We start from the raw sequence: 22015 nt of genomic DNA, 5'->3' as shown, positions 1-22015 counted from the left end.
GCGCGCCCTGGCCACGGCAGCGACCGCTACGACGGGCCGCCGGCGCCCTGCCCGTCACCCCGCTCGGCCGCGAAGTGACAGGCGGAGTCGTGGAACGCCGGCCCGCTCAGCCAGCTCGGCGAGGCCAGCAGGGGCACCTCCACCGCGCACCGCTCCTGCGCCTTCCAGCAGCGGGTGCGGAACCGGCACCCGGAGGGCGGGTTGGCCGGCGAGGGCACGTCCCCGGTGAGCACGATCCGGTCCCGCGACTCGCGCGCCGTCGGGTCCGGCACCGGCACCGCGGACAGCAGCGCCTGGGTGTACGGGTGGGTCGCGTGGTCGTAGATCTGCTCGTCGGAGCCGATCTCGACCACCTTGCCCAGGTACATCACCCCCACCCGGTCGGAGATGTGCCGGACGATGGAGAGGTCGTGGGCGATGAACATGTACGACAGGTTGAACTCGCCCTGCAGCTGCTCCAGCAGGTTGATCACCTGAGCCTGCACCGACACGTCCAGCGCCGAGACCGGCTCGTCGCAGATGATGATCTCCGGTTTGAGCGCCAACCCGCGGGCGATGCCGATGCGCTGGCGCTGGCCGCCGGAGAACTGGTGCGGGTACCGGTTGATGTACTCCGGGTTGAGCCCGACCACGTCCAGCAGGTCCTGGACGGCCTTGCGGCGGTCACCCCTGGGCGCCACCTCGGGGTGGATCTCGAAGGGCTCCCCGATGATGTCGCCCACCGTCATCCGCGGGTTCAGCGAGGTGTACGGGTCCTGGAACACCATCTGGATGTTGCGGCGGACGGCCTTGAGCGCGCCCCCGGACAGCCGGGAGATCTCCTCCCCCTTGTAGCGGACGGACCCCCCGGTCGCCGGTTCCAGGCTCATCAGCACCTTGGCCAGCGTGGACTTCCCGCAGCCGGACTCGCCGACGATGCCCAGCGTCTCGCCCTGCATCAGGTCGAAGCTGACCCCGTCCACCGCCTTGACCGCGCCGACCTGCTTCTTGAACAGCACGCCCCGGGTCAGCGGGAAGTGCTTGACCAGGTCCCGGACCTCCAGGATCGGCTCGCCGCGCGGCACCTCCTGGTCGAACGCGGCCTCCTCCGGTCCCGCCGCGCCCATCGCGCCGGCCCCGTCAGCGGTCATGGAGGGTCTCCTTCCAGAAGAAGCAGGCGCTGCCGCGCCCCTCCAACGGCGTGCCGTCGTCCTCGGTGACCTGGAACAGCTCCGGCACCTCGGTCCGGCAGACGTCCCGCGCCCGGGGGCAGCGCGGGTTGAAGGCGCAGCCCGGGGGGATGCGCAGCAGGTTGGGCGGCAAGCCCTTGATGGCGTAGAGCTCCTGGCCCTTCTGGTCCAGCCGCGGGATGGAGTCCAGCAGACCGCGGGTGTACGGGTGGGCCGGGCGCGCGTAGAGCTCGTGCACCGGGGCGGTCTCGACGATCCGGCCCGCGTACATCACCGCGATCTTGTCCGCGACGTCGGCGACCACACCGAGGTCGTGGGTGATCAGGATGAGCCCCATGTTGAACTCGGCCTGGAGCTCGGCCAGCAGGTCCATCACCTGGGCCTGGACGGTCACGTCCAGCGCGGTGGTCGGCTCGTCCGCGATGATCAGGTCAGGCTCCATGGCCAGCGCCATGGCGATCATGATGCGCTGGCGCATCCCCCCGGAGAACTGGTGCGGGAAGTCGTTCACCCGCTCCTTGGCCGCCGGGATGCGCACCCGCTCCATCAGCTCCACGGCCCGCTGCCTGGCCTCCGCCCGGGAGAGACCCTGGTGGACCCGGAACATCTCGCCGAGCTGGAATCCGACGCTGAGCACCGGGTTGAGCGCGGACAGCGCGTCCTGGAAGATCATCGCGATCCTCCGGCCGCGGATCCTCCGCCGCTCGTCCTTGCCCATCTTCAGCATGTCCCGGCCGCGGAAGCGGATCTCCCCCTGCGGGATCCGGGCCGGCGGCATGTCCAGGATGCCCATGACCGCCTGCGCGGTCACCGACTTGCCGGAGCCGGACTCGCCCAGCACCGCCAGGGTCTCGCCCGCTCGGACGCTGTAGTTGACCCCGTTGACGGCCCTGGCCACGCCGTCCCGGGTGACGAACTCGACGTGCAGGTCCCGTACGTCGAGCAGCGGCCCCTGGTACGGCGTCCCCGCCTCGCGCCCGGCCCTGTCCACAGCGGTGTTCACGTTGCGCTCCCCTCGCTCAGCGAAGCTTCGGGTCGAGGGCGTCGCGCACCGCGTCGCCCAGCATGATGAAGGCCAGTACGGTGACGGAGAGCGCCGCGGCCGGGAAGAACAGCACGTACGGCGCCGTCCGGATCACCTTCTGGGCCGAGGAGATGTCGATGCCCCAGGAGATGGTCGGGTCCTGCAGACCGATGCCGAGGAAGCTCAGCGTCGCCTCGGTGGCGATGTAGCCGCCGAGGGCGATGGTGGCCACGACGATCACCGGGGCGATCGCGTTCGGCAGGATGTGCCGGAACATCAGCCGTCCCGTCCCGGAGCCGAGGGCCCGGCCGGCCACCACGTAGTCGGACTGCTTGACGGTCAGCACCGCGCCGCGCATGACGCGGGCGATCTGGGTCCAGCCGAGGACGGCCAGGGCCAGCACCACGGTCCACACCGTGCGGACGGTGAAGGCGTTCAGCAGCACCAGGGCGCCGAGCAGCAGCGGGATGCCGAAGAAGATGTCCACGATCCGGGAGATCACCGCGTCGACGGCCCCGCCGTAGTACCCGGCGACCATGCCGGTCAGCCCGCCGAGCACGGTGACCGCGGCGGTCACGAAGATGCCCACGGTGATCGAGGCCCGGGCGCCGTAGACGACCCGGGCGTAGATGGACCGGCCCTGGGCGTCGTAGCCGAACCAGCCCGCGCCGAAGAAGTCCGTCCAGTCCGGCCGCTTGAGGTAGTCGTGCACCAGGTCGGCCTTGCGCGGGTTGGCATCGGTGAACGCCCAGGGGAAGACCGCCATCACCACCAGCAGCACGATCAGCACCGCCGACAGCAGGAAGATCGGCCGCCGGCGCAGGTCCCGCCAGGCGTCGCCCCAGAGACTGCGGGCCTCCTCCCGCTTCTCCACGTCGCGTTCGAGCAAGGTCTCCTGCTCGACCGCCATGCCCTGCTCCCCGGCGTAGTCCAGGCGCGAGACACCGGGCTTCGGGTGCGGTTCGTACGAGTCCTCGTCGTGGATGTCAGGCATAGCGGATCCTCGGGTCCAGGACCGCGTAGAGCAGGTCGACGAGCAGGCTGGCGACCAGGTAGATGATCACCAGGACGGTCACGATGCCGACCACGGTCGGGCCTTCCTTCTGGTTGATCGCCCGGTACAGGACGTTGCCGATGCCCTGCACGTTGAAGATGCCCTCGGTGACGATCGCCCCGCCCATCAGTGCGCCGAGGTCGGTGCCGAGGAAGGTGACCACGGGGATGAGCGAGTTGCGCAGCAGGTGACGGGAGGTGACCGTCCGCCGGGGAAGCCCCTTGGCGGTCGCGGTACGGATGTAGTCGGCCCGCAGGTTCTCGCCGATGGAGGTCCGGGTGAGCCGCGCGACGTACGCGAGTGAGAGCGAACCCAGGACGACCGCCGGAAGGATCAGCTGCGAGAGGTCGTAGCTGTCCTGCACCGTCGGCGTGACCCAGCCGAGGTTGGTGGCGAACACGGTCTGCGCGATGTAGGCCAGCACGAAGACCGGGATCGAGATCACCACCAGGGTGAGGACCAGCACCAGGGTGTCCGACATGCTGCCGCGCTTGAGTCCGGAGAGCACCCCGAGCGCCAGGCCCAGCACCATCTCGAACACGAAGGCCAGCAGCGCGAGCCGGATGGTGACCGGGAAGGCGTCGGCCATGATGTCCGAGACCGGCCGGCCGGTGAAGCTGGTGCCGAAGTCGCCCTGGAACAGGTTCCCCATGTAGTGCAGGTACTGCTTCCAGAGCGGCTGGTCCAGGAAGTACTGGTGCTTGATGCTGGCCACCACCGCGGGGTCGGCCGCCTTGTCGCCGAACAGCGCCGTCACCGGGTCGCCCGGCAGCGTGTAGACCATCACGAAGATCAGCAGCGTGGTGCCGAAGAACACCGGGATCATCTGCAGCACCCGCCGCAGCACGTAACTACCCATCCGAGCCTCCTTCCAGGGCGTGACCGACCGGGGCCGGTCGGCCGAGAGGACCGGGCCCCGCCCTCCGTGCGGGGAGGGCGGGGCCGGCGTGGGGGGCCGGGCCCCTCCTGCCCGGTGGCGGGCAGGGAGGGCGTCAGCCCTTGACCTCGACCTGCGTCCAGGCCGGGTTGCCGAAGGAGTCGAACTTCACGTTCTGCACCTTGGTCGAGTAGCCCGAGTTGGTGCGGTAGTACCAGAGCGGAATGGCCGGCATGCCGCTCGGCAGCACGGCCTCGGCCTGCTGGTAGCCGGTCACGGTGTCGGCCACGCTGGCGGCTCCGTCGGCCTTGGTGGCCGCGTCGTCGAACTGCGGGTTGCTGTAGCCGAAGTCGTTGGAGGCCGCGCCGGTGCGGTACACGTCGGACAGGAAGTTGGCGTTCAGCGGGTAGTCCTGCACCCAGCCGGTGCGGAAGGCGCCGTTGAGCTGGTGGGTGGTGATCGCCGCGCGGGCGGTCTTGAAGTCGGGCTTCGGGTCTCCCAGGCAGTCGACGCCGGTGTTCTGCCGGATCGAGTTGCACACCGCGTCGACCCACTCCTTGTGGCCGCCGTCCGCGTTGTAGGTGATCAGCAGCTTGTTGCCGGGGACACCGCCGCCGTCCTGGATCAGCTGCTTGGCCTTGGCCGGGTCGAACGTGCAGAAGTCGCCGCAGGCACCGTCCTTGTAGCCCTCGACGCCCTCGGCCACCCAGGCGGTGGCCGGCTTGCGGGAGCCCTGCAGCACGGTCTTGGTGATGATGTCGCGGTCGATCGCCATCGAGAGGCCCTGGCGCACCTTGGCCTTGTCCGGCGAGGACCAGTCGCCCTGGTAGAGCGTGAAGCCGATGTTCTGGATCGCGCCCTGCGGGGCGTCGACCGCCCGGTCACCGAGGTCGTTCTTGTAGTTCGCCAGCGCGGACGGCGGCACCTGGTCCATCACGTCCAGGTTGCTGGACTGCAGGTCCGCGTAGGCGGCCTCGGACGTGGTGTACATCTTGAAGATGACGCCGCCGTTCTTCGGCTTGTCCACGCCCTGGTAGTCCGGGAAGGTCTTGGTGACCACCTCGGTGTTGTGCGACCAGCTGACGAACTGGTACGGGCCGTTGCCCACCGGCTTCTGCCCGTACCCGGCCGGGTCCTTGAAGAAGCCGTCCGGCAGCGGCGAGAAGGCGATGTAGCCGAGCTTGTACTCGAAGTACGAGACCTTGTGGCTCAGCTTGACCGTGAAGTGCAGGTCGTCGGTGACGGTCAGTCCGGACATCTTGTCCGTGGTGGGCTTGCCGCCGGCCGGGTGGACGTCCTGGTAGCCCTCGATGTCGGAGAACCAGGAGCTGTTGATCTGGTTGTTGGCCGGGTTGGCGCCCCAGTTCCAGGCGTCCACGAAGTTCTTGGCGTGCACCGGGGTGCCGTCGTGGAACTTCCAGCCGTCCTTCAGCGTGACGTTGAAGGTCTGCGAGTCGCTGGTGTCGATCTTGTCCGCGACCTGCATGCGGATCTTGGCATTGCTGGGGTCGTAGTCCACCAGTCCCTTGAAGAGGTTCTGGATGATGCGACCGCCGCCGACCTCGTTCGCGTTGGCGGGCTGCAGCGGGTTCTGCGGCTCGCTGCTCTGGTAACTGAAGGGCTTGCCGGCGTCCGAGGAGCCACCGCCACCTCCGCCGCCGCTGCTGCTGCACCCGGTGGCCACCAGGACCACGGACGTCGCAGCGGCGAGGACCAGACGGGCGCGGGCGGCTACGGGCATGGAGGTCCCTCCTCAGGGGGTGTGTGTCGCATCACACCCCATGAGAAGCGCGCCCCGGCGACGGCGCGAGCCGGGTGCACCCGGACGGGTGCGCGGACCCGCCGCGGAGTTGACGCGGCGCCGGATCCCGGAAACGCCGGAAGGGCCCGTGGCGGGGAGCCACGGGCCCTTCCGGGTGCGTACGGGGCGTCAGGCCGCGGCCGACTCCCGGACCTCGGCGAAGTGGCAGGCCGACTCGTGCGCGGCCGGGCCCTCCAGCGTGGTCGGGATCGCCAGCAGCGGGATCTCCTCCGCGCAGCGGGCCTCCGCCTTCCAGCAGCGGGTGCGGAAGCGGCAGCCGGACGGCGGGTTGGCCGGCGAGGGGATGTCCCCGCTGAGGATGATCCGCTCGCGGGACTCGCGCGCCGTCGGGTCCGGCACCGGCACCGCGGACAGCAGCGCCTGGGTGTACGGGTGGGTGGCGTTCTCGTAGATCTGCTCGTCGGAGCCGATCTCGACCATCTTGCCCAGGTACATCACGCCGACGCGGTCGGAGATGTGCCGGACGATGGAGAGGTCGTGCGCGATGAACATGTACGACAGGCCGAACTCGCCCTGCAGCTGCTCCAGCAGGTTGATCACCTGCGCCTGGACGGACACGTCCAGGGCGGAGACCGGCTCGTCGCAGATGATGATCTCGGGCTTGAGCGCGAGGCCGCGGGCGATGCCGATGCGCTGGCGCTGGCCGCCGGAGAACTGGTGCGGGTACCGGTTGATGTACTCCGGGTTCAGACCCACGACGTCCAGCAGGTCCTGGACCGCCTTGCGGCGGTCGCCCTTGGGCGCCACCTCGGGGTGGATCTCGAAGGGCTCCCCGATGATGTCGCCGACCGTCATGCGCGGGTTCAGCGAGGTGTACGGGTCCTGGAACACCATCTGGATGTTGCGGCGGACGGCCTTGAGCGCGCCCCCGGACAGCCGGGAGATGTCCTCGCCCTTGAACAGCACCTGGCCGGAGGTGGCCCGCTCCAGGTTCATCAGCACCTTGGCCAGCGTGGACTTGCCACAGCCGGACTCGCCGACGATGCCGAGGGTCTCACCCTTCTTCAGCTCGAAGGAGATGCCGTCGACGGCCTTGACGGCGCCGACCTGCTTCTTGAACAGGACGCCCTGGGTCAGCGGGTAGTGCTTGACCAGGTCCTTGACCTCCAGGATGTTCTCAGCCATGGAGGGTCTCCTTCCAGAGGTGGCACGCGCTGCGGCGGCCGGTGAGCTCCTTGCCGTCCTTGTCCGTCACGTGGTGCAGCGCCGGGATCTCCGTGCGGCACAGGTCGGTGGCGACATCGCAGCGGGGGTTGAACGCGCAGCCGGCCGGAACCTTCAGCAGGTTCGGGGGCAGGCCCTTGATCGCGTACAGCTCCTGGCCCTTCTGGTCCAGGCGCGGGATCGAGCGCAGCAGGCCCTTGGTGTACGGGTGCGCGGGGTTCGCGTACAGCTCGTGCACCGGGGCGGTCTCGACGATCCGGCCCGCGTACATCACGGCGATCTTGTCCGCGACGTCGGCGACCACGCCGAGGTCGTGGGTGATCAGGATCAGGCCCATGTTGTACTCGGCCTGCAGCTCGGCCAGCAGGTCCATCACCTGGGCCTGGACGGTCACGTCCAGGGCGGTGGTGGGCTCGTCGGCGATGATCAGGTCGGGCTGCAGGGACAGCGCCATGGCGATCATGATGCGCTGGCGCATGCCGCCGGAGAACTGGTGCGGGTAGTCGTTGACCCGCTCCTTGGCGGCGGGGATGCGCACCCGGTCCATCAGCTCGATGGCCTTGGCCTTGGCCTCGGCCTTGGAGGCGCCCTGGTGCACCCGGAACATCTCGCCGAGCTGGTAGCCGACGCTGAGCACCGGGTTGAGGGCGGACAGCGCGTCCTGGAAGATCATCGCGATCTTCCGGCCGCGGATCTTCCGCCGCTCCTCGTTGCTCATCTTGAGCATGTCCTGGCCGCGGTACAGGATCTCGCCCTGGGTCACCTTGCCCGGGGGCATGTCCAGGATGCCCATGATGGTCTGGGCCGTCACGGACTTGCCGGAGCCGGACTCGCCGAGCACGGCGAGGGTCTCGCCGGCCGCGACGGAGTAGTTGACGCCGTTCACGGCCTTGGCGACGCCGTCCCGGGTGTGGAACTCCACGTGGAGGTCCTTGACCTCCAGGAGCGGGGTTCCGACTTCGAGACGGCCGGTCTTCTGGTTGTTGTTCTCGATCACGGTGGTCATCGGGTCGTCACCTCTTCTCTCAGCGGAGCTTCGGGTCGAGGGCGTCGCGCACCGCGTCGCCGAGCATGATGAAGGCCAGCACGGTGATGCTCAGCATGCCTGCCGGGAAGAACAGCGCGAACGGCGCCGTGCGGATCACCTTCTGGGCCGAGTTGATGTCGATGCCCCAGGAGATGGTCGGGTCCTGCAGACCGATGCCGAGGAAGCTCAGCGTCGCCTCGGTGGCGATGTAGCCGCCGAGGGCGATGGTGGCCACGACGATCACCGGGGCGATCGCGTTCGGCAGGATGTGCTTGAACATGATCCGGCCGGTGCCGGCGCCGAGCGCCTTGGCGGCGGTCACGAAGTCGGACTGCTTGACCGTGATCACCGAACCGCGCATGACACGGGTCATCTGGGTCCAGCCCAGGGCGACCAGGGCGAAGACCACGCTCCAGACGGTGCGCGAGGTGAAGGCGTTGAGGATCACCAGCGAGCCGAGCAGCAGCGGGATGCCGAAGAAGATGTCGGTGACGCGGGAGATGAGCGTGTCGACCCAGCCGCCGAAGTAACCGGCGACCATGCCGGCGATGCCGCCGAGGATGGTCACGCCGAGGGTGACGCAGATGCCGACCACGACCGAGGCGCGGGCGCCGTAGATGGTGCGGGCGTAGATGCTGCGGCCCTGGAGGTCGTAACCGAACCAGTCCGCCTCGAAGAAGTGGCTGTAGTTCGGCTTCGCCAGGTAGTGCAGGCGCAGGTCGCCGGCCCGCGGGTCCACCGAGGTGAACAGGCCGGGGGCGATCGCGATGACGATCAGCAGCACGATGAGCAGCGCGGAGATCACGAAGATCGGCTTGCGGCGCAGGTCGTGCCAGGCGTCGGAGCCGAGGCTGCGGGCCTTCTCGGGCTTGGCGGCTGCCGGGACGGCGGCCGGGGCCGGGATCTCCTCGGCCGTCTTGGTCAGGTCAGGCATAACGGATCCTCGGGTCCAGGACCGCGTAAAGCAGGTCGACGATCAGGCCGGCGGCCAGGTACACGATCACCAGGAAGGCGACGAAGCCGGAGACGGTCGCGCCCTCCTTCATGTTGATCGCGTGGTAGAGCGCGTTGCCGACGCCCTTGACGTTGAAGATGCCCTCGGTGACGATCGCGCCGCCCATCAGGGCTCCGAGGTCGGTGCCGAGGAAGGTGATCACCGGAATCATCGAGTTGCGCAGCAGGTGGGTGCCGATGACCTTCCGGTGCGGCAGGCCCTTGGCCACCGCGGTGCGGACGTAGTCGGCCTTGATGTTCTCGGCTATGGAGGTACGGGTGAGGCGCGCGACGTAGGCCAGCGACAGCGAACCGAGGACGAAGGCCGGCAGCACCAGCTGGGTGATGTCGTTGGAGTCCTGGACCGTCGGGGTGACCCACTTGAGGTTGTCCGCGAAGATCGTCTGGAAGATGAAGCCCAGAACCGGGACCGGGATCGAGATCAGCAGCAGGGTGAGGACCAGCGTGCCCTTGTCGAAGGCCTTGCCGCGACGCAGGCCGGCGAACAGGCCGATCGCGATGCCCAGCACGACCTCGATGCCGAACGCGAACAGCGCCAGCCGGACCGTGACCGGCAGCGCCTCGGTGATCTTGTCGATCACGGGCCGGCCGTCCAGCGCGGTGCCGAAGTCACCGGTGACCAGCTTCCCCATGTAGTCGAGGTACTGCTGGACCAGCGGCTTGTCGAATCCCTGCTGGTGCCTCAGGGCGGCGAGCTGCACCGGGTCCGGCGCCTTGTCGCCCCACATCGCCGCCACCGGGTCACCCGGCAGCGCGTGCACCATGAAAAAGATGAGTGCGGTCGTTCCGAGGAACACCGGGATCATCTGGAGCAGTCGCCTCGCGACAAAGCGCCCCATCGTGCCTCCATGTATGGCTCTGCCGGGCCCGTCAACCCGGCAAGAGATAAGTCGGCGTGCCAACGGCCGGTGCCAGTCCTCGCCCTCGTGGGGATGGGACGGGCACCGGCCGTTGTCACCGGGTCAGGCGGTGCCGACCGATTACTTCTTCTTGACCTCGACGTCGGTGTAGACCGGGTTGCCGAAGGAGTCGAACTTCACGTTCTGGACGTTGTTCGAGTAGCCCGAGTTGGTCTTGTAGTACCAGAGCGGAATGGCCGGCATGTCCTTGGCCAGGACGGCCTCGGCCTGCTGGTACAGGTCGGCGGTCTTCTCGACCGAGGTGGCCGCGTCGGCCGCGTGCGCCAGCTTGTCGAACTCGGGGCTGGAGTAGCCGGCGTCGTTCGCGGCGGCACCGGTGCCGTAGACGTCACGCAGGAAGTTGGCGTTCAGCGGGTAGTCCTGCACCCAGCCGGTCCGCATCATGCTGGTGACCTGCTTCTTCGTGATGATGTCACGAGAGGTCTTGAAGTCCGGCTTCGGGTCGCCGAGGCACTCGACGCCGGTGGCCTGGCGGATCGAGTTGCAGACCGCGTCCACCCACTCCTTGTGACCACCGTCGGAGTTGTAGAGGATGGTGATCTTGTTGCCCGGGACGCCGCCGCCCTCCTGGACGAGCTGCTTGGCCTTGGCCGGGTCGTACTTGCAGGCATCGCCGCAGGTGCCGGCCTTGTAGCCCATGACGCCCGGCGCCACGAACGCGTCGGCGGGCTGACGGCTGTTGTTCAGCACGGTCTTGGTGATGGTGTCGCGGTCGATCGCCATCGACAGACCCTGGCGGACCTTGGCCTTGGCCGGGTCGTTCCAGTCCGTGTTGTACATCGCGAAGGAGATGTTCTGGATGGCGCCCTGCGACTGGTCGATCGCGCGCTTGCCCAGGTCGTCCTTGTACTTCGGCAGGTCGGTCGAGTCGACCTGGTCCAGCACGTCCAGCGTGTCGGACATCAGGTCCTTGTACGCGGCCTCGGACGAGGTGTAGTTGCGGAAGACGATTCCGCCGTTCTTCGCCTTGTTGCTGCCGGCGTACTTGTCGTAGGCCTTGAGCGTGATGGCCTTGTTGTGCTCCCACGAGACGAACTGGTAGGGGCCGTTGCCGACCGGCTTCTCGCCGTAGCCCTTCGGGTCCGCGAAGAACCCGGTGGGCAGCGGGTAGAAGGCCGAGTAGCCCAGCTTGTACGTGAAGTACGAGACGGGGGCGGTCAGTTCGATCGTGAAGTGGGTGTCGTCGACGACCTTGAGGCCGGACATCTCCTTGGCGGTCGGGTCGCCCTTGTCCGGGTGGACGGCGTCGTAGCCGGCGATGTCCGAGAACCAGTCGGAGTTGATCTGGTTGTTGGCCGGGTTGGCGGACCAGTTCCAGGAGTCCACAAAGGACTTGGCGGTGACCGGGGTGCCGTCGTGGAAGGTCCAGCCGGACTTCAGCGTGACGGTGTAGTTCTTGGCGTCGGTGGTCTCGATCTTGTCGGCCACCTGGTTGCGCAGGGCACCGGTCGCGGGGTCGTAGTCGACGAGGCCCATGAAGAGCTGCTTGACGATGCGGCCGCCCTGGTTCTCCATGGCGTTGGCCGGCTGCAGCGGGCGCTGCGGCTCACCGCTCTGGAAGCTGAACGTGCCCGCCGGGTCGACCGCGGCGCTGTTCGAGCTCCCGCCGGAGGTGTCGCTGCTGCCACCACTGCTACAAGCAGTCGCGGCGAGCGCGACAGCGACAGCTGCGACAACCCACTTGGCCTGGCTCACACCACGCATCGGTGTGCCTCCTGAATTCGACGTTACGACGAGGAAGGCACCACGGAACGGTTGTCACCGGGCCCGCAATGCCGTCCGCGCTCGTGGTTTCGGCGCGCACCCCTGCGCGTTCACCCTTGACCCGAGCCTGACTGGCTCCACTATCCGTCACGCACGGACACGAAAGTGACCAGTGACGATCTCAATTAGGTCACATGAACAGTCGGTAAGTTTCGAAAACCGGACATTTGAGACATAGCCAGACAGGCACCAAACGGACAGTCGTCACGGATGACGAACTGTCACGTTCGCTCAGCGGACACCCGGGTGTGATGAGCGCTATTCCGTTAATAGCCGCTCCGACAACTTGGAGTAGTTGAAAAAGTTCGCCCCCCTCTCCATCGGAAAGGGGGGCGAAGCATTCCGGCCAAAAGCCGATCAAGCCGTCCGGATCACGCCTTCTTGGCGCGCGAGGCGGTGCGTCCGCGGTCCTTCTGGTCCAGGACGACCTTACGGATGCGAACCGTCTCCGGGGTCACCTCGATGCACTCGTCCTCGCGGCAGAACTCCAGCGACTGCTCCAGCGAGAGCTTGCGCGGCGGGACGATCGACTCGGCCACGTCGGCGGTCGAGGACCGCATGTTGGTGAGCTTCTTCTCCTTGGTGATGTTCACGTCCATGTCGTCGGAGCGCGAGTTCTCACCGACGATCATGCCCTCGTACACCTCGGTGCCGGGCTCGACGAACAGCACGCCGCGCTCCTGCAGGTTGGTCATCGCGAAGGCGGTCACCACGCCGGCCCGGTCGGCGACCAGGGAGCCGTTGTTGCGGGTGGTCAGCTGGCCGAACCACGGCTCGTGGCCCTCGTGGATCGAGTGGGCGATGCCGGTGCCGCGGGTGTTGGTCAGGAACTCCGTGCGGAAGCCGATCAGGCCGCGGGACGGGACGACGAACTCCATCCGGACCCAGCCCGAGCCGTGGTTGGACATGTTGTCCATCCGGCCCTTGCGGACGCCCATGAGCTGGGTGACGGCACCCATGTGCTCCTCCGGCACGTCCACCGTGAGGCGCTCGACCGGCTCGTGGACCTTGCCGTTGACCTCCTTGGTGACCACCTGCGGCTTGCCGACGGTCAGCTCGAAGCCCTCGCGGCGCATGGTCTCGATCAGGATGGCCAGCGCCAGCTCACCGCGGCCCTGCACCTCCCAGGCGTCCGGGCGCTCGGTGTCCAGCACGCGCAGCGACACGTTACCGATCAGCTCGCGGTCCAGGCGGTCCTTCACCTGGCGGGCGGTGACCTTGCGGTCCACCTTGGCGCCGGACTTGGCGTCCGCGCCCTTGCCGCTGCCGCCGCGGCCGACCAGCGGGGAGGTGTTGGTGCCGATGGTCATCGAGATGGCCGGCTCGTCCACCGTGATCAGCGGCAGGGCGATCGGGTTCTCCGGGTCGGCCAGGGTCTCGCCGATCATGATGTCGGAGATGCCCGCGACGGCGCAGATGTCACCGGGGCCCGCCACCTCGGCCGGCTTGCGGGTGAGCGCCTCGGTCATCAGCAGCTCGGAGATGCGGACGTTCGAGATGCTGCCGTCGCGCTTGATCCAGGCCACGGTCTGGCCCTTGCGCAGCTCGCCCTGCTCGACGCGCAGCAGCGCGATGCGGCCGAGGAAGTTGTCGGCGTCCAGGTTGGTGACGTGGGCCTGGAGCGGCGCGTCCTCCTCGTAGCTGGGGGCCGGGACGTGCTCCAGCAGGGTGGAGAAGAACGGCTCCAGGTTGGTGCTGTCCGCGGGAACGGTGCCGTTCTCCGGCTTGGTCAGCGAGGCGACGCCGTCACGGGCGCAGGCGTAGACGATCGGGAACTCGATCTGGTCCTCGTCCGCGTCCAGGTCGAGGAACAGGTCGTAGGTCTCGTTGATGACCTCGTCGATCCGGGAGTCCGGACGGTCCGTCTTGTTGATGCACAGGATGACGGGCAGCCGGGCGCTGAGCGCCTTGCGCAGCACGAAGCGGGTCTGCGGCAGCGGGCCCTCGGAGGCGTCGACCAGCAGGACGACCGCGTCCACCATCGACAGACCGCGCTCGACCTCGCCACCGAAGTCGGCGTGGCCCGGGGTGTCGATGATGTTGATCGTGATCGGCGCGCCACCGTCCTTGGGGTGGTACTTGACCGCGGTGTTCTTCGCGAGAATGGTGATGCCCTTCTCGCGCTCCAGGTCGTTCGAGTCCATCATGCGGTCGTCGAGCTGCTGGTGGGCGGCGAAGGCGCCGGCCTGCTTCAGCATGGCGTCGACCAGCGTGGTCTTGCCGTGGTCGACGTGGGCGACGATGGCGACGTTACGGATGTCGTTGCGCGTGGGCATGCCTAGCGGATTCTCCCGGAATCGTGGGTTACGGCGGGCCCGGCCGCGAGACGCGCATCCGCGGCCCTCGGCCGCCGTCACTCGTTCCGCCTGCTACTACCGGTCCACCCGCCGGGCATCTGGACATGCCTCGGCTTTTCCCTATGGTACGGGGAAGCGCCCAAGGGGGCAGAAACGAGCAGGTCGGGCGGGACCAAGATCACAGCCGGGTCACACCCCTTCGCCCTCCGGCCGCCCTCCGGCCGGCCGCCGGCCGTCACCCCGTCGTGGAGCGCACGCCGGAGCCGGCGCCCGCGCTGAGCCGCGGCTAACGCGTCCAGCCCAGGTCCTGGAAGCGCGGCCAGCCGAACCCGAACGCCCCGGCCCCGGCCACTCCGGTCCGGACGGCGACCAGCTCGGGCCGCTGGTAGAGCGGAACGGAGTGGCCGAGCTGCCAGATCCGTACGTCCGCCTCCTGGAGCAGGTCCAGCCTGGCGGCCGGGTCGAGTTCGGCGGCCGCCCGGTCGAACAGCCGGTCGATCTCCTCGGTGCCGCTGCGGCCGTAGTTGCCGTCGGAGGCGAGCGCGCCGTCGGCGTCCGGCCGGGGCTTGGCGTACGCGGCGCGCTGCTCGGCGGCCGGGCTGACGCCGGCCGGCCAGGAGAAGAGCGCCAGGTCGTAGTCCCCGACGGCGAGGTGGGCCTGGACGAAGGACTCGGCGGGTACGGTCTGCGGCTTCACCGCGATGCCGGACTCGGCGAGGTCGGCGGTGAGCGCGTCGGCGGTGCGCTGGGCCGTCGCCGAGCCGGCCGGGAGGAGCAGGGTGAGGGCGAGCTCCTTGCCGTCCTTGGTCCGGGTGCCGCCGTCCGGCCGCTTCCAGCCGGCCCGGTCCAGCAGCTGACCGGCGTCGGCCGGTCCGGCCGCGCCGCTGTCGTCGCGGTAGCCCTCCTGGTCCCCGGCGAGCAGGTGGCTGCCGAGCGGGGCGCCGGGCAGCCCGAGCGGGCCGAGCGCGGCCTCGGCGATCCGCCGCCGGTCGACCGCCCGCCCGACCGCCCGCCGGACCTCCGGGTCGGTGAGCGGGCTCCGGCCGGCGTTCAGGGTGAGCTGGGTGAGCGAGGCGGCGGCCGCCCGGTGCACGGTGATCCCGGGCAGCGACTCGGCCCGCCGCAGGGCGAGCTCGGCCGCGGCGGCGGGCGGGGCGGCGGGCCGGGCAGCGGGCTGGGCCGCGGGCTGGGCCGCGGGTGACGCGCCGCCCGCCGAGGCACTGGCCGTGGGCGCGGGCGGCACCGCCCGATCGACGACCCCGGTGAGCTCCGCGACGTCCAGCCGGTCCTGGTCCAGCGCGTCCAGCCGACGCTCGGGCGGCGTGGCCACGAAGTCGATCCGGTCGGTCTTGGGGAGGTCCCCCCACCAGATGGGGTTGCGCTCCAGGGTGACCCGGCCGCCCTCGGCGTCGTACCGGGTGAGGGAGTACGGCCCGGCGCTCAGGTGGCCGGTGCCGGTCAGCGCCCGGTTGAAGGCGGTCGCCCCGCCGGTCTCGGCGGCCGGGTAGAGCGGCCCGAACAGCGCGCGCCACTCGCCGTACGGCCGCCGGAAGGTCACCTTGACCTCGTGCGGGTCGGCGCCCTGGGCGATCGTGTCGACGGCGTCGTAGCCCGCCGCCTTGGTGCTCTGGTAGGCCGGGTCCAGCCCGGACAGGGCGGCCCGCTGGGCGGCCAGGTCGGCGGCCGACAGCGGGGTGCCGTCGCTCCAGACGGCGTGCGGGTTGAGCCGGTAGGTGACCACCTGGGGCTGCTGCCCGGGCGGGGTGGACTCCGCGTCGACCAGGTAGTCCGGGTCGGGGACGAGCCGGCCGCGCTCGTCGGGCCGGAACAGCGAGGGGTACAGCGCGTGCGCGAGCAGCTTCGAGTCGGCGTTCGCCGCGCGCTGGTAGACGTTGAGCGTGGCCGGGACGCCGTCCAGCGCCCAGCGCAGCGTGCCGCCGTCCTGGACGTCGTCCCGGTCCACCGGCCGGACGTCGCCGGTGCCGGCGGTGGGGGCGGCCGGGGCCGGGGCGGGCTCGGGCCCGCGGGCCGGGTCCGGGTCGTCGGAACAGCCGCCGAGACCGGCGGCGAGCAGCAGCGCGACGGCTGCGGCGGTGAGCTGGCGGACGCGCATGGCGGTTATCGAACGCCGCCTGCCCGGCCGGGCCCCGCCGACACGGCGGGCCGCCCGGCTAGTGCACCCGTACGGCCGAGGCCGCGAGCGCGGCTACAGGCCGAGCTCGAACCAGACGATCTTGCCCTTGGGCGTGCGCCGGCTCCCCCAGCGCTCCGCCAGCAGACTGACCAGCTGCAGGCCGCGCCCGCCCTCGTCGGTCTCCTGGGCGCGCCGCTGCCGGGGCTGGGCGTAGCCGTCGTCCCAGACCTCGCAGACCATGCTGCGCTCGCGCAGCAGCCGCAGCCGGATCTCGCCCCGCCCGTGCTTGAGCGCGTTCGTGACCAGCTCGCTGACCAGCAGCTCGGTGGTGTCGACCAGCTCCTCCAGACCCCGGGAGAGCAGCCAGCTGCAGGCCAGCTCACGGGCCTTGGCGACGGAGGTGGGCTCGGGCGGCAGGAACCAGTTGCCGACGGCGTCCTCGGGGAAGGCGTGCACCTTGGCCATCATCAGCGCGATGTCGTCCTCGCCGTGGTGCGGGTCGAGTTCGCCGAGGACGTGGTCGCAGAGGTCCTCCAGGCCCTTGCCCCGGTCGGCGAGCGCGGCCCGGAAGGCGCGCAGCCCCTCGTCCAGCTGGTGCTTGCGGCTCTCCACCAGGCCGTCCGTGTAGAGACCGAGCACGGCGCCGTCCGGGAGGGTCAGCTCGACCTCCTCGAAGGGCTCGCCGCCGACGCCGAGCGGCAGGCCGGGCGGCACGTCGAGCATCCGGGCGGGCTCGTCCGGGCTGAGCAGGACGGGCGGCAGGTGGCCGGCGTTGGCGAAGACGCAGCGGCGGGTGACGGCGTCGTAGACGGCGTAGACGCAGGTGGCGAGGTAGACCTCGCGGGCCTCCTCGTCGGCCGTCGAGGTGAGCCGGCCGTACGGGGTGGGCGGGCCGACCGGGACGGAGTCGTCACCGAGGCCGCGGGCGATCTCGTCCAGCGCGCCGAGCACCTCGGCCGGGTCCAGGTCGAGCATCGCCAGGGTCCGTACCGCGGTGCGCAGCTGGCCCATGGCGACGGCGGCGCGCAGACCGCGGCCCATCACGTCGCCGATGACCAGGGCGGTGCGGTTGCCGGGCAGCGGGATGACGTCGAACCAGTCGCCGCCGACCTCGGTGTTGTTGTTGCTGGGCAGGTAGCGGCAGGCGATCTCCAGACCGCTGGCCGCCGGGTTGCCCGGGGGCAGCAGGCTGCGCTGGAGGATCAGCGCCCGCTCGTGCTCGCGGCGGTAGAGCCGGGCGTTGTCGATGCAGACGGCGGCGCGGGCGACGAGTTCCTCGGCGATGGCCACGTCGCGGGCGTCGAAGGGCTCGCTGCCGATCGCCCGGGAGAGCTGGACCAGGCCGAGCACCTGGTCGCGGGCGACCAGCGGGACGATCAGGGTGGAGCGCAGCAGCGGGTCGCGGCCGGGCTCGGGGACGACGCTGCGGCCGGTCCGCAGCGCCCGGGCGTGCGGGGAGCGGCGGGGGTAACAGAGGGTGCCGCCGGCCTCGGCGATGGGCAGGCCGGTGACCGAGCCGAGCACCGAGGAGGCGCCGCCGATCACGCTGGAGACGGCGACCCGGCGCAGTTCCCCGCTGCCGTCGGTGAGCACGGTGTCGCCGAGCCGGCCGGCGCTGGGGACGGTCTCGCCGGAGAGCAGCGCGGTGTACAGGTCGACGGTGGCGAGGTCGCAGAACGGCGGGACGACGACGTCGAGGAGTTCCTTCGCGGTGGTCTCCAGGTCGAGGGTGGAGCCGATGTGGGCGCTGGCCTCGTTCAGCAGGGCGAGGTTGCGGCGCACGCCGTCGGCCTCGCGCTCGGCGACGTGCCGGCTGGTGACGTCGGAGACCTGCCCGGCCACGCCCATCGGCTGTCCGGCCGTGCCGCTGAGCCGGTACAGCGAGACGGCCCACAGCCGGTTGCCCTCACGGGTCGGCACGACGCCGTGGAAGCGCAGGTCGAAGACGGGTTCGCCGGTGGCGAGGACCTTGCGCAGGGCGGCGGTGAGCCGGTCGGCCTCGGAGGACGGGAAGAGGTCGTGCGGGGTGAGGCCCTCCAGGTCGGTGGGCACGAGGCCCATGCCGGAGGCGAAGGCGTCGTTGACCCGCTGGAGCCGCAGCCGGTCGTCGAAGAGCACGAAGCCGGTGGGCGTCTGGCCGAAGACGGCCTCCGAGGCCGCGAGGTCGGTCTCGATCCGGCGCAGTCGCCCCAGGTCGACGGCCAGGCAGGTGGCGCCCGCGGTGGGCAGTGCGCTGTCGGGCATCAGGTAGAGCTCGGCGAGGCCCTCGCCGCCGCCGGCGTCCCGGTAGGGGGTGGTGCCGACCCACTCCTCGCCGGCCAGGGTGCGTTCCAGCCGGGCGCGGCCGCGCTGCCAGAGCTCCCGGGGGACGAAGGTGGTGATCGGGTCGGCGCCGACGGCCTCGACGGCGGGGACGCCGAAGAACTCGGCGGCCCGCTCGCTCCACTGGCTGATCCGCCCGTCGGGGCCGATCGCGAAGGTGGCGACCCGGATGTAGTCGTAGATCGAGCCCGGGTCCCCGGCGCCCCACGGCCTGGCCCCGGCCTCGGGGTGGGCGCCGCGGACCGTCCCCGCGGGCCCGTGGCCCGGCGGGGCCGCCGCCGCGGGCAGGTCCGGGGAACCGGCCTGCCCGGGTACAGCGGCATGACCGCTGCTGCTCGGCGCGTTCCGCGCCGGAGTGCTGTTCAACGGACCGACCCCTCCAACCCGCGACCGTCCGGATGTCGAGAAGACCGAGTATTCATCATCGAGGGGTGCGTTCACACGCCCTCAACATCACAACATCAGATCGGGCGAAGGTTTTTGTCCTACCACCCGCGCAACCACAATGCCACGCCCGCGCCCCCTTCCGGAGCGCGCGCTCCCCCGGGGCACCCGATGGCATATGCAGCACGGTTCTCCTGCGGCTCTACTCGCGTCGCTACTCGCCAGCGTCATTACCCGACAGCGACAGCTCGAACCAGACGACCTTGCCGATCCCCTCGGCCCGGGCGCCCCAGTGCAGCGCCAGCCGGTGGACCAGTTCCAGGCCCCGGCCGCCCTCGTCGGCCTCGGCCGCGTGGCGCTCCCGGGGCGGGTCCGGCAGCGGGTCGGAGATCTCGGCCAGCAGCGTCTCGCCGAGCGTCAGCCGGACCCCGATCGGGGCGCTGGCGTACCGGACGGCGTTCGTGACCAGCTCGCTGACCAGCAGCTCGGCGGTGTCGGTGAGGTCCTCGACGCCCCACTCGGTGAGCGTGCCGCGGACCAGCCGACGGGCCCGGGAGACGGCGGTGGGCTCGGCCGGCAGCGTCCAGCCGGCCGTCGGGGTGCCGGCCTGGCCGTGTCCGAGCCGGGCCAGCAGCAGGGCGACGTCGTCCGGCTCGCGGCCCTGTTCCATGGTGTCGAGCACCGCCTCGCAGGCGGCCTGGATCGAGGCGTGCGGCTCCTGGAGCACGGTGATCAGCCGACCGAGGCCGACGTCGAGGTCCTTGTCCCGGGACTCCACCAGCCCGTCGGTGCACAGCGCGAGCAGGCTGCCCTCGGGGATCTTCAGTTCGACGGATTCGAACGGAACTCCGCCCACGCCGAGCGGGGCGCCGGAGGGCAGGTCGAGGATCCGGCCGGCGCCGCCGGGCAGTGGGCCTCCGGTGCGGGTCGGCTCCCCGGCCTCCTCGCCCGGCACCACCAGCACCGGCGGGATGTGCCCGGCCTTGGCCACCGTCAGCTTCGCCGTGCCCGGGTCGAAGACCGCGTAGACGCAGGTGGCGAGCAGCGCCTCGTCCGGGCCCTGGGCGAGGTCGTCGGCCAGCTCGTGGACGTGACGCAGCAGGACGTCGGGCGGCAGGTCGAGGGCGGCCAGCACCCGGACGGCGGTGCGCAGCCGGCCCATGGTGGCGGCGGCCCGCAGGCCGTGGCCCATCACGTCGCCGACCACCAGCGCGGTGCGGTCGCCGGGCAGCGGGATGACGTCGAACCAGTCGCCGCCGACCTCGGTGCCGCTGCTGCCGGGCACGTACCGGTAGGCGACCTCCACGCCGGTGGGCTGCGGGACCTGCTGCGGGAGCAGGGTGCGCTGGAGGGTGAGCGCGGCGGTGCGCTCGCGGGCGTACAGCCGGGCGTTGTCCAGCGAGCTGCCGGCCCGGTCGGCGAGCTCGACGGTGAAGGCGAGGTCGTCGCGGTCGAAGCCTTCGCGGTAGCCGGCCCGGCTGACCAGCAGCAGGCCGATCACGATGCCGCGGGCGCGCAGCGGGACGACCAGCATCGAGTGCACGCCCAGGTCGTGGGCGGCCTGCATCTTGGGGTCGCCGGGGTAGGTGACGTCCTCCAGCTGGTCGGCGCCGGAGAGCAGCTCGGGCACGCCGGTGCGCAGCACCCGGCCGCAGGCGGAGTCCTCGGCGAAGGTGATCCGGGCGCCGCGCCGGAGCATCACCTCGACCTCGGGGCCGTCCTGGACGGAGGCGGTGCCGAGCTGGAGCAGTGAGGTGCGCCGGTCGTGGCCGTGCCGGGGCAGGTCGTCGCCGTGGGCAACGGCCTGCAGCAGGATCACCGCGGAGTGGTCGGTGAGCCGGGGCACGACCGAGCTGGCGAGTTCCTGGGCGATCCGGGCGGCGTCCAGCAGGTCGCCGACCCGGGAGCCGAACTCGTTGAGCAGCGAGAGCCGGCGCCGGGCGTGCTCGACCTTGGCCACCGCCCGGTAACGTTCCGTCACGTCCATCACGGTGCCGGAGATGCCGAGCACCCGGCCGGAGCGGTCGGTCATCCGGCTGTAGGAGATCGAGCGGTAGCCGGGCCGGGTGGTGACCGGGGAGGCGAGGGTGACGTCGATGACCGGCTCGCCGGTGGCCAGCACCTGGCGCTGGATCGCGGTGATCTCGTCCGCGGCCCGCTCGGGCAGGGTCTCGCCGGTGGTGCGGCCGACGTGGTCCTCCAGGGCGACGCCGTTCATCTCGGCCAGGGTCTGGTTGACGGCGGTGTAGCGCAGGTCGCCGTCCAGGATGGCGATGCCCAGCGGGGACTGTTCGAACAGCGCGTCGCGCACCGCGAGGTCCCGCTCGACGGCCCGGACGGCGGCCGCCTCGGCCAGGTTGACCTGGAGGAACGGGGTGCCGTCGCCGTCCACCAGGAGGGAGATCCGGGCGTCCACGGCGACCGGCAGGCCGTCCCGGTCGCGCAGCTCGGCGTTCCCGGCCCAGCGGCCGTTGCGCAGGGTGTCCTGGACCGCGGCCCGGATCCGGACGACCTGCTCCTGGTCCGGGATCAGCTCGTCGATCCGGCGGCCGACCAGCAGCTCGCTCGGCCAGCCGAGCAGTTCCTCGGCGGCCGGGCTCCACAGCACCACCCGGCCCGAGGTGTCCAGGATCGCGATGGCGACCTTGAGCATGTCCAGCAAGCTGCCCCCGGGCGGCGCGGCGAGCCCGGGCCCGGCGTCGGCCGGGCCGCCGGGGAAGGGCCGGCCGGGGCGGCTGCGCAGCCCGGCCTGGACGCCGGACGCCGGGACGGCCAGGGTCGGCGCGGGCTGGACGGGCTCCGCGGACCCGGGGTCGGCGGGGCCGCCGCGCCGACGGCCGGACGCCGGCTGCGGGGCGGCCGCTGGGGCGGCGCGGCGCAGCCGGGCACGGGCGGCGGCGCCTCCCGCGGTACCTGTCCGCCGCGCTCCCCCGCCACCGTTCCCGGTAGTCGACACCGACGGGGCCTCCGGCTCTGGTCGGGATCGGCGGCGCCGGCTGGGGCGGCTCACCGATGGTGACGAATAGTGCCGAAAAGTGACATA

14 protein-coding genes are annotated in these 22015 nt (G+C 70.8%); all 14 read right to left on the bottom strand.

Features of this window, described 5'->3' with window-relative positions; translation table 11 throughout:
• Positions 1–26: 26 nt before the first annotated feature.
• Entirely contained in the window at positions 27–1106 is a 1080-nt protein-coding gene (locus ACIRVF_RS01820) for an ABC transporter ATP-binding protein (RefSeq protein ID WP_402812953.1), read from the bottom strand.
• Positions 1107–1119: 13 nt separating this feature from the next.
• Positions 1120–2172 (bottom strand): ABC transporter ATP-binding protein, encoded by a 1053-nt coding sequence (locus ACIRVF_RS01815; protein ID WP_402812263.1) that lies wholly within the window; start codon positions 2170–2172, stop codon positions 1120–1122.
• Positions 2173–2188: 16 nt separating this feature from the next.
• Positions 2189–3103, bottom strand: a complete 915-nt coding sequence (locus ACIRVF_RS01810) for an ABC transporter permease (protein WP_402812950.1) — start codon at positions 3101–3103, stop codon at positions 2189–2191.
• 76 nt (positions 3104–3179) lie between these two features.
• Positions 3180–4106, bottom strand: a complete 927-nt coding sequence (locus tag ACIRVF_RS01805; protein WP_402812262.1) for an ABC transporter permease — start codon at positions 4104–4106, stop codon at positions 3180–3182.
• A 133-nt stretch (positions 4107–4239) separates the two neighbouring features.
• Complete coding sequence (locus tag ACIRVF_RS01800; protein ID WP_402812259.1) at positions 4240–5865, bottom strand: ABC transporter substrate-binding protein; 1626 nt, start codon at positions 5863–5865, stop codon at positions 4240–4242.
• Between the two features lie 189 nt (positions 5866–6054).
• On the bottom strand, positions 6055–7071 hold the full coding sequence (locus tag ACIRVF_RS01795; RefSeq protein WP_402812257.1) for an ABC transporter ATP-binding protein: 1017 nt from the start codon (positions 7069–7071) through the stop codon (positions 6055–6057).
• Positions 7064–8116, bottom strand: coding sequence for an ABC transporter ATP-binding protein (locus ACIRVF_RS01790; RefSeq protein WP_402812255.1), 1053 nt, complete (start codon positions 8114–8116; stop codon positions 7064–7066). The genes ACIRVF_RS01795 and ACIRVF_RS01790 overlap by 8 nt, the downstream gene beginning before the upstream one ends.
• A gap of 19 nt (positions 8117–8135) precedes the next feature.
• Positions 8136–9071: an ABC transporter permease gene (locus ACIRVF_RS01785; protein ID WP_402812253.1), complete on the bottom strand. Its 936-nt coding sequence runs from the start codon at positions 9069–9071 to the stop codon at positions 8136–8138.
• Positions 9064–9990: an ABC transporter permease gene (locus ACIRVF_RS01780; RefSeq protein ID WP_360421304.1), complete on the bottom strand. Its 927-nt coding sequence runs from the start codon at positions 9988–9990 to the stop codon at positions 9064–9066. The genes ACIRVF_RS01785 and ACIRVF_RS01780 overlap by 8 nt, the downstream gene beginning before the upstream one ends.
• Positions 9991–10131: 141 nt before the next feature.
• On the bottom strand, positions 10132–11775 hold the full coding sequence (locus ACIRVF_RS01775) for an ABC transporter substrate-binding protein (RefSeq protein WP_402812250.1): 1644 nt from the start codon (positions 11773–11775) through the stop codon (positions 10132–10134).
• 431 nt (positions 11776–12206) lie between these two features.
• A complete protein-coding gene (gene typA, locus ACIRVF_RS01770) occupies positions 12207–14111 on the bottom strand; it encodes a translational GTPase TypA (RefSeq protein WP_402812247.1) in 1905 nt (634 codons plus the stop codon).
• Between the two features lie 307 nt (positions 14112–14418).
• A complete protein-coding gene (locus ACIRVF_RS01765; protein ID WP_402812244.1) occupies positions 14419–16245 on the bottom strand; it encodes an ABC transporter family substrate-binding protein in 1827 nt (608 codons plus the stop codon).
• A gap of 93 nt (positions 16246–16338) precedes the next feature.
• Positions 16339–18954 carry a SpoIIE family protein phosphatase gene (locus ACIRVF_RS01760; protein WP_402812242.1) on the bottom strand — a complete coding sequence of 872 codons (2616 nt, stop codon included), beginning with the start codon at positions 18952–18954 and terminating at the stop codon, positions 16339–16341.
• Positions 18955–19186: 232 nt separating this feature from the next.
• Positions 19187–21928, bottom strand: coding sequence for a SpoIIE family protein phosphatase (locus tag ACIRVF_RS01755; protein WP_402812240.1), 2742 nt, complete (start codon positions 21926–21928; stop codon positions 19187–19189).
• Positions 21929–22015: the final 87 nt, after the last annotated feature.

It is taken from the genome of Kitasatospora sp. NPDC101157 (assembly GCF_044768255.1).
In the GTDB taxonomy this organism is placed as follows: Bacteria; Actinomycetota; Actinomycetes; order Streptomycetales; family Streptomycetaceae; genus Kitasatospora.
This window is presented reverse-complemented; position numbering and strand designations above follow the sequence as displayed.

Excerpts from the sequence above, each read along its gene's own strand:
- ACIRVF_RS01820 (WP_402812953.1), bottom strand. The coding sequence starts at position 1,106 with ATGGGCGCGGCGGGACCGGAGGAGGCCGCGTTCGACCAGGAGGTGCCG.
- ACIRVF_RS01810 (WP_402812950.1), bottom strand. The coding sequence starts at position 3,103 with ATGGCGGTCGAGCAGGAGACCTTGCTCGAACGCGACGTGGAGAAGCGG.
- ACIRVF_RS01805 (WP_402812262.1), bottom strand. The coding sequence starts at position 4,106 with ATGGGTAGTTACGTGCTGCGGCGGGTGCTGCAGATGATCCCGGTGTTC.
- ACIRVF_RS01800 (WP_402812259.1), bottom strand. The coding sequence starts at position 5,865 with ATGCCCGTAGCCGCCCGCGCCCGTCTGGTCCTCGCCGCTGCGACGTCC.
- ACIRVF_RS01795 (WP_402812257.1), bottom strand. The coding sequence starts at position 7,071 with ATGGCTGAGAACATCCTGGAGGTCAAGGACCTGGTCAAGCACTACCCG.
- ACIRVF_RS01790 (WP_402812255.1), bottom strand. The coding sequence starts at position 8,116 with ATGACCACCGTGATCGAGAACAACAACCAGAAGACCGGCCGTCTCGAA.
- ACIRVF_RS01785 (WP_402812253.1), bottom strand. The coding sequence starts at position 9,071 with ATGCCTGACCTGACCAAGACGGCCGAGGAGATCCCGGCCCCGGCCGCC.
- ACIRVF_RS01780 (WP_360421304.1), bottom strand. The coding sequence starts at position 9,990 with ATGGGGCGCTTTGTCGCGAGGCGACTGCTCCAGATGATCCCGGTGTTC.
- ACIRVF_RS01775 (WP_402812250.1), bottom strand. The coding sequence starts at position 11,775 with ATGCGTGGTGTGAGCCAGGCCAAGTGGGTTGTCGCAGCTGTCGCTGTC.
- typA (WP_402812247.1), bottom strand. The coding sequence starts at position 14,111 with ATGCCCACGCGCAACGACATCCGTAACGTCGCCATCGTCGCCCACGTC.
- ACIRVF_RS01765 (WP_402812244.1), bottom strand. The coding sequence starts at position 16,245 with ATGCGCGTCCGCCAGCTCACCGCCGCAGCCGTCGCGCTGCTGCTCGCC.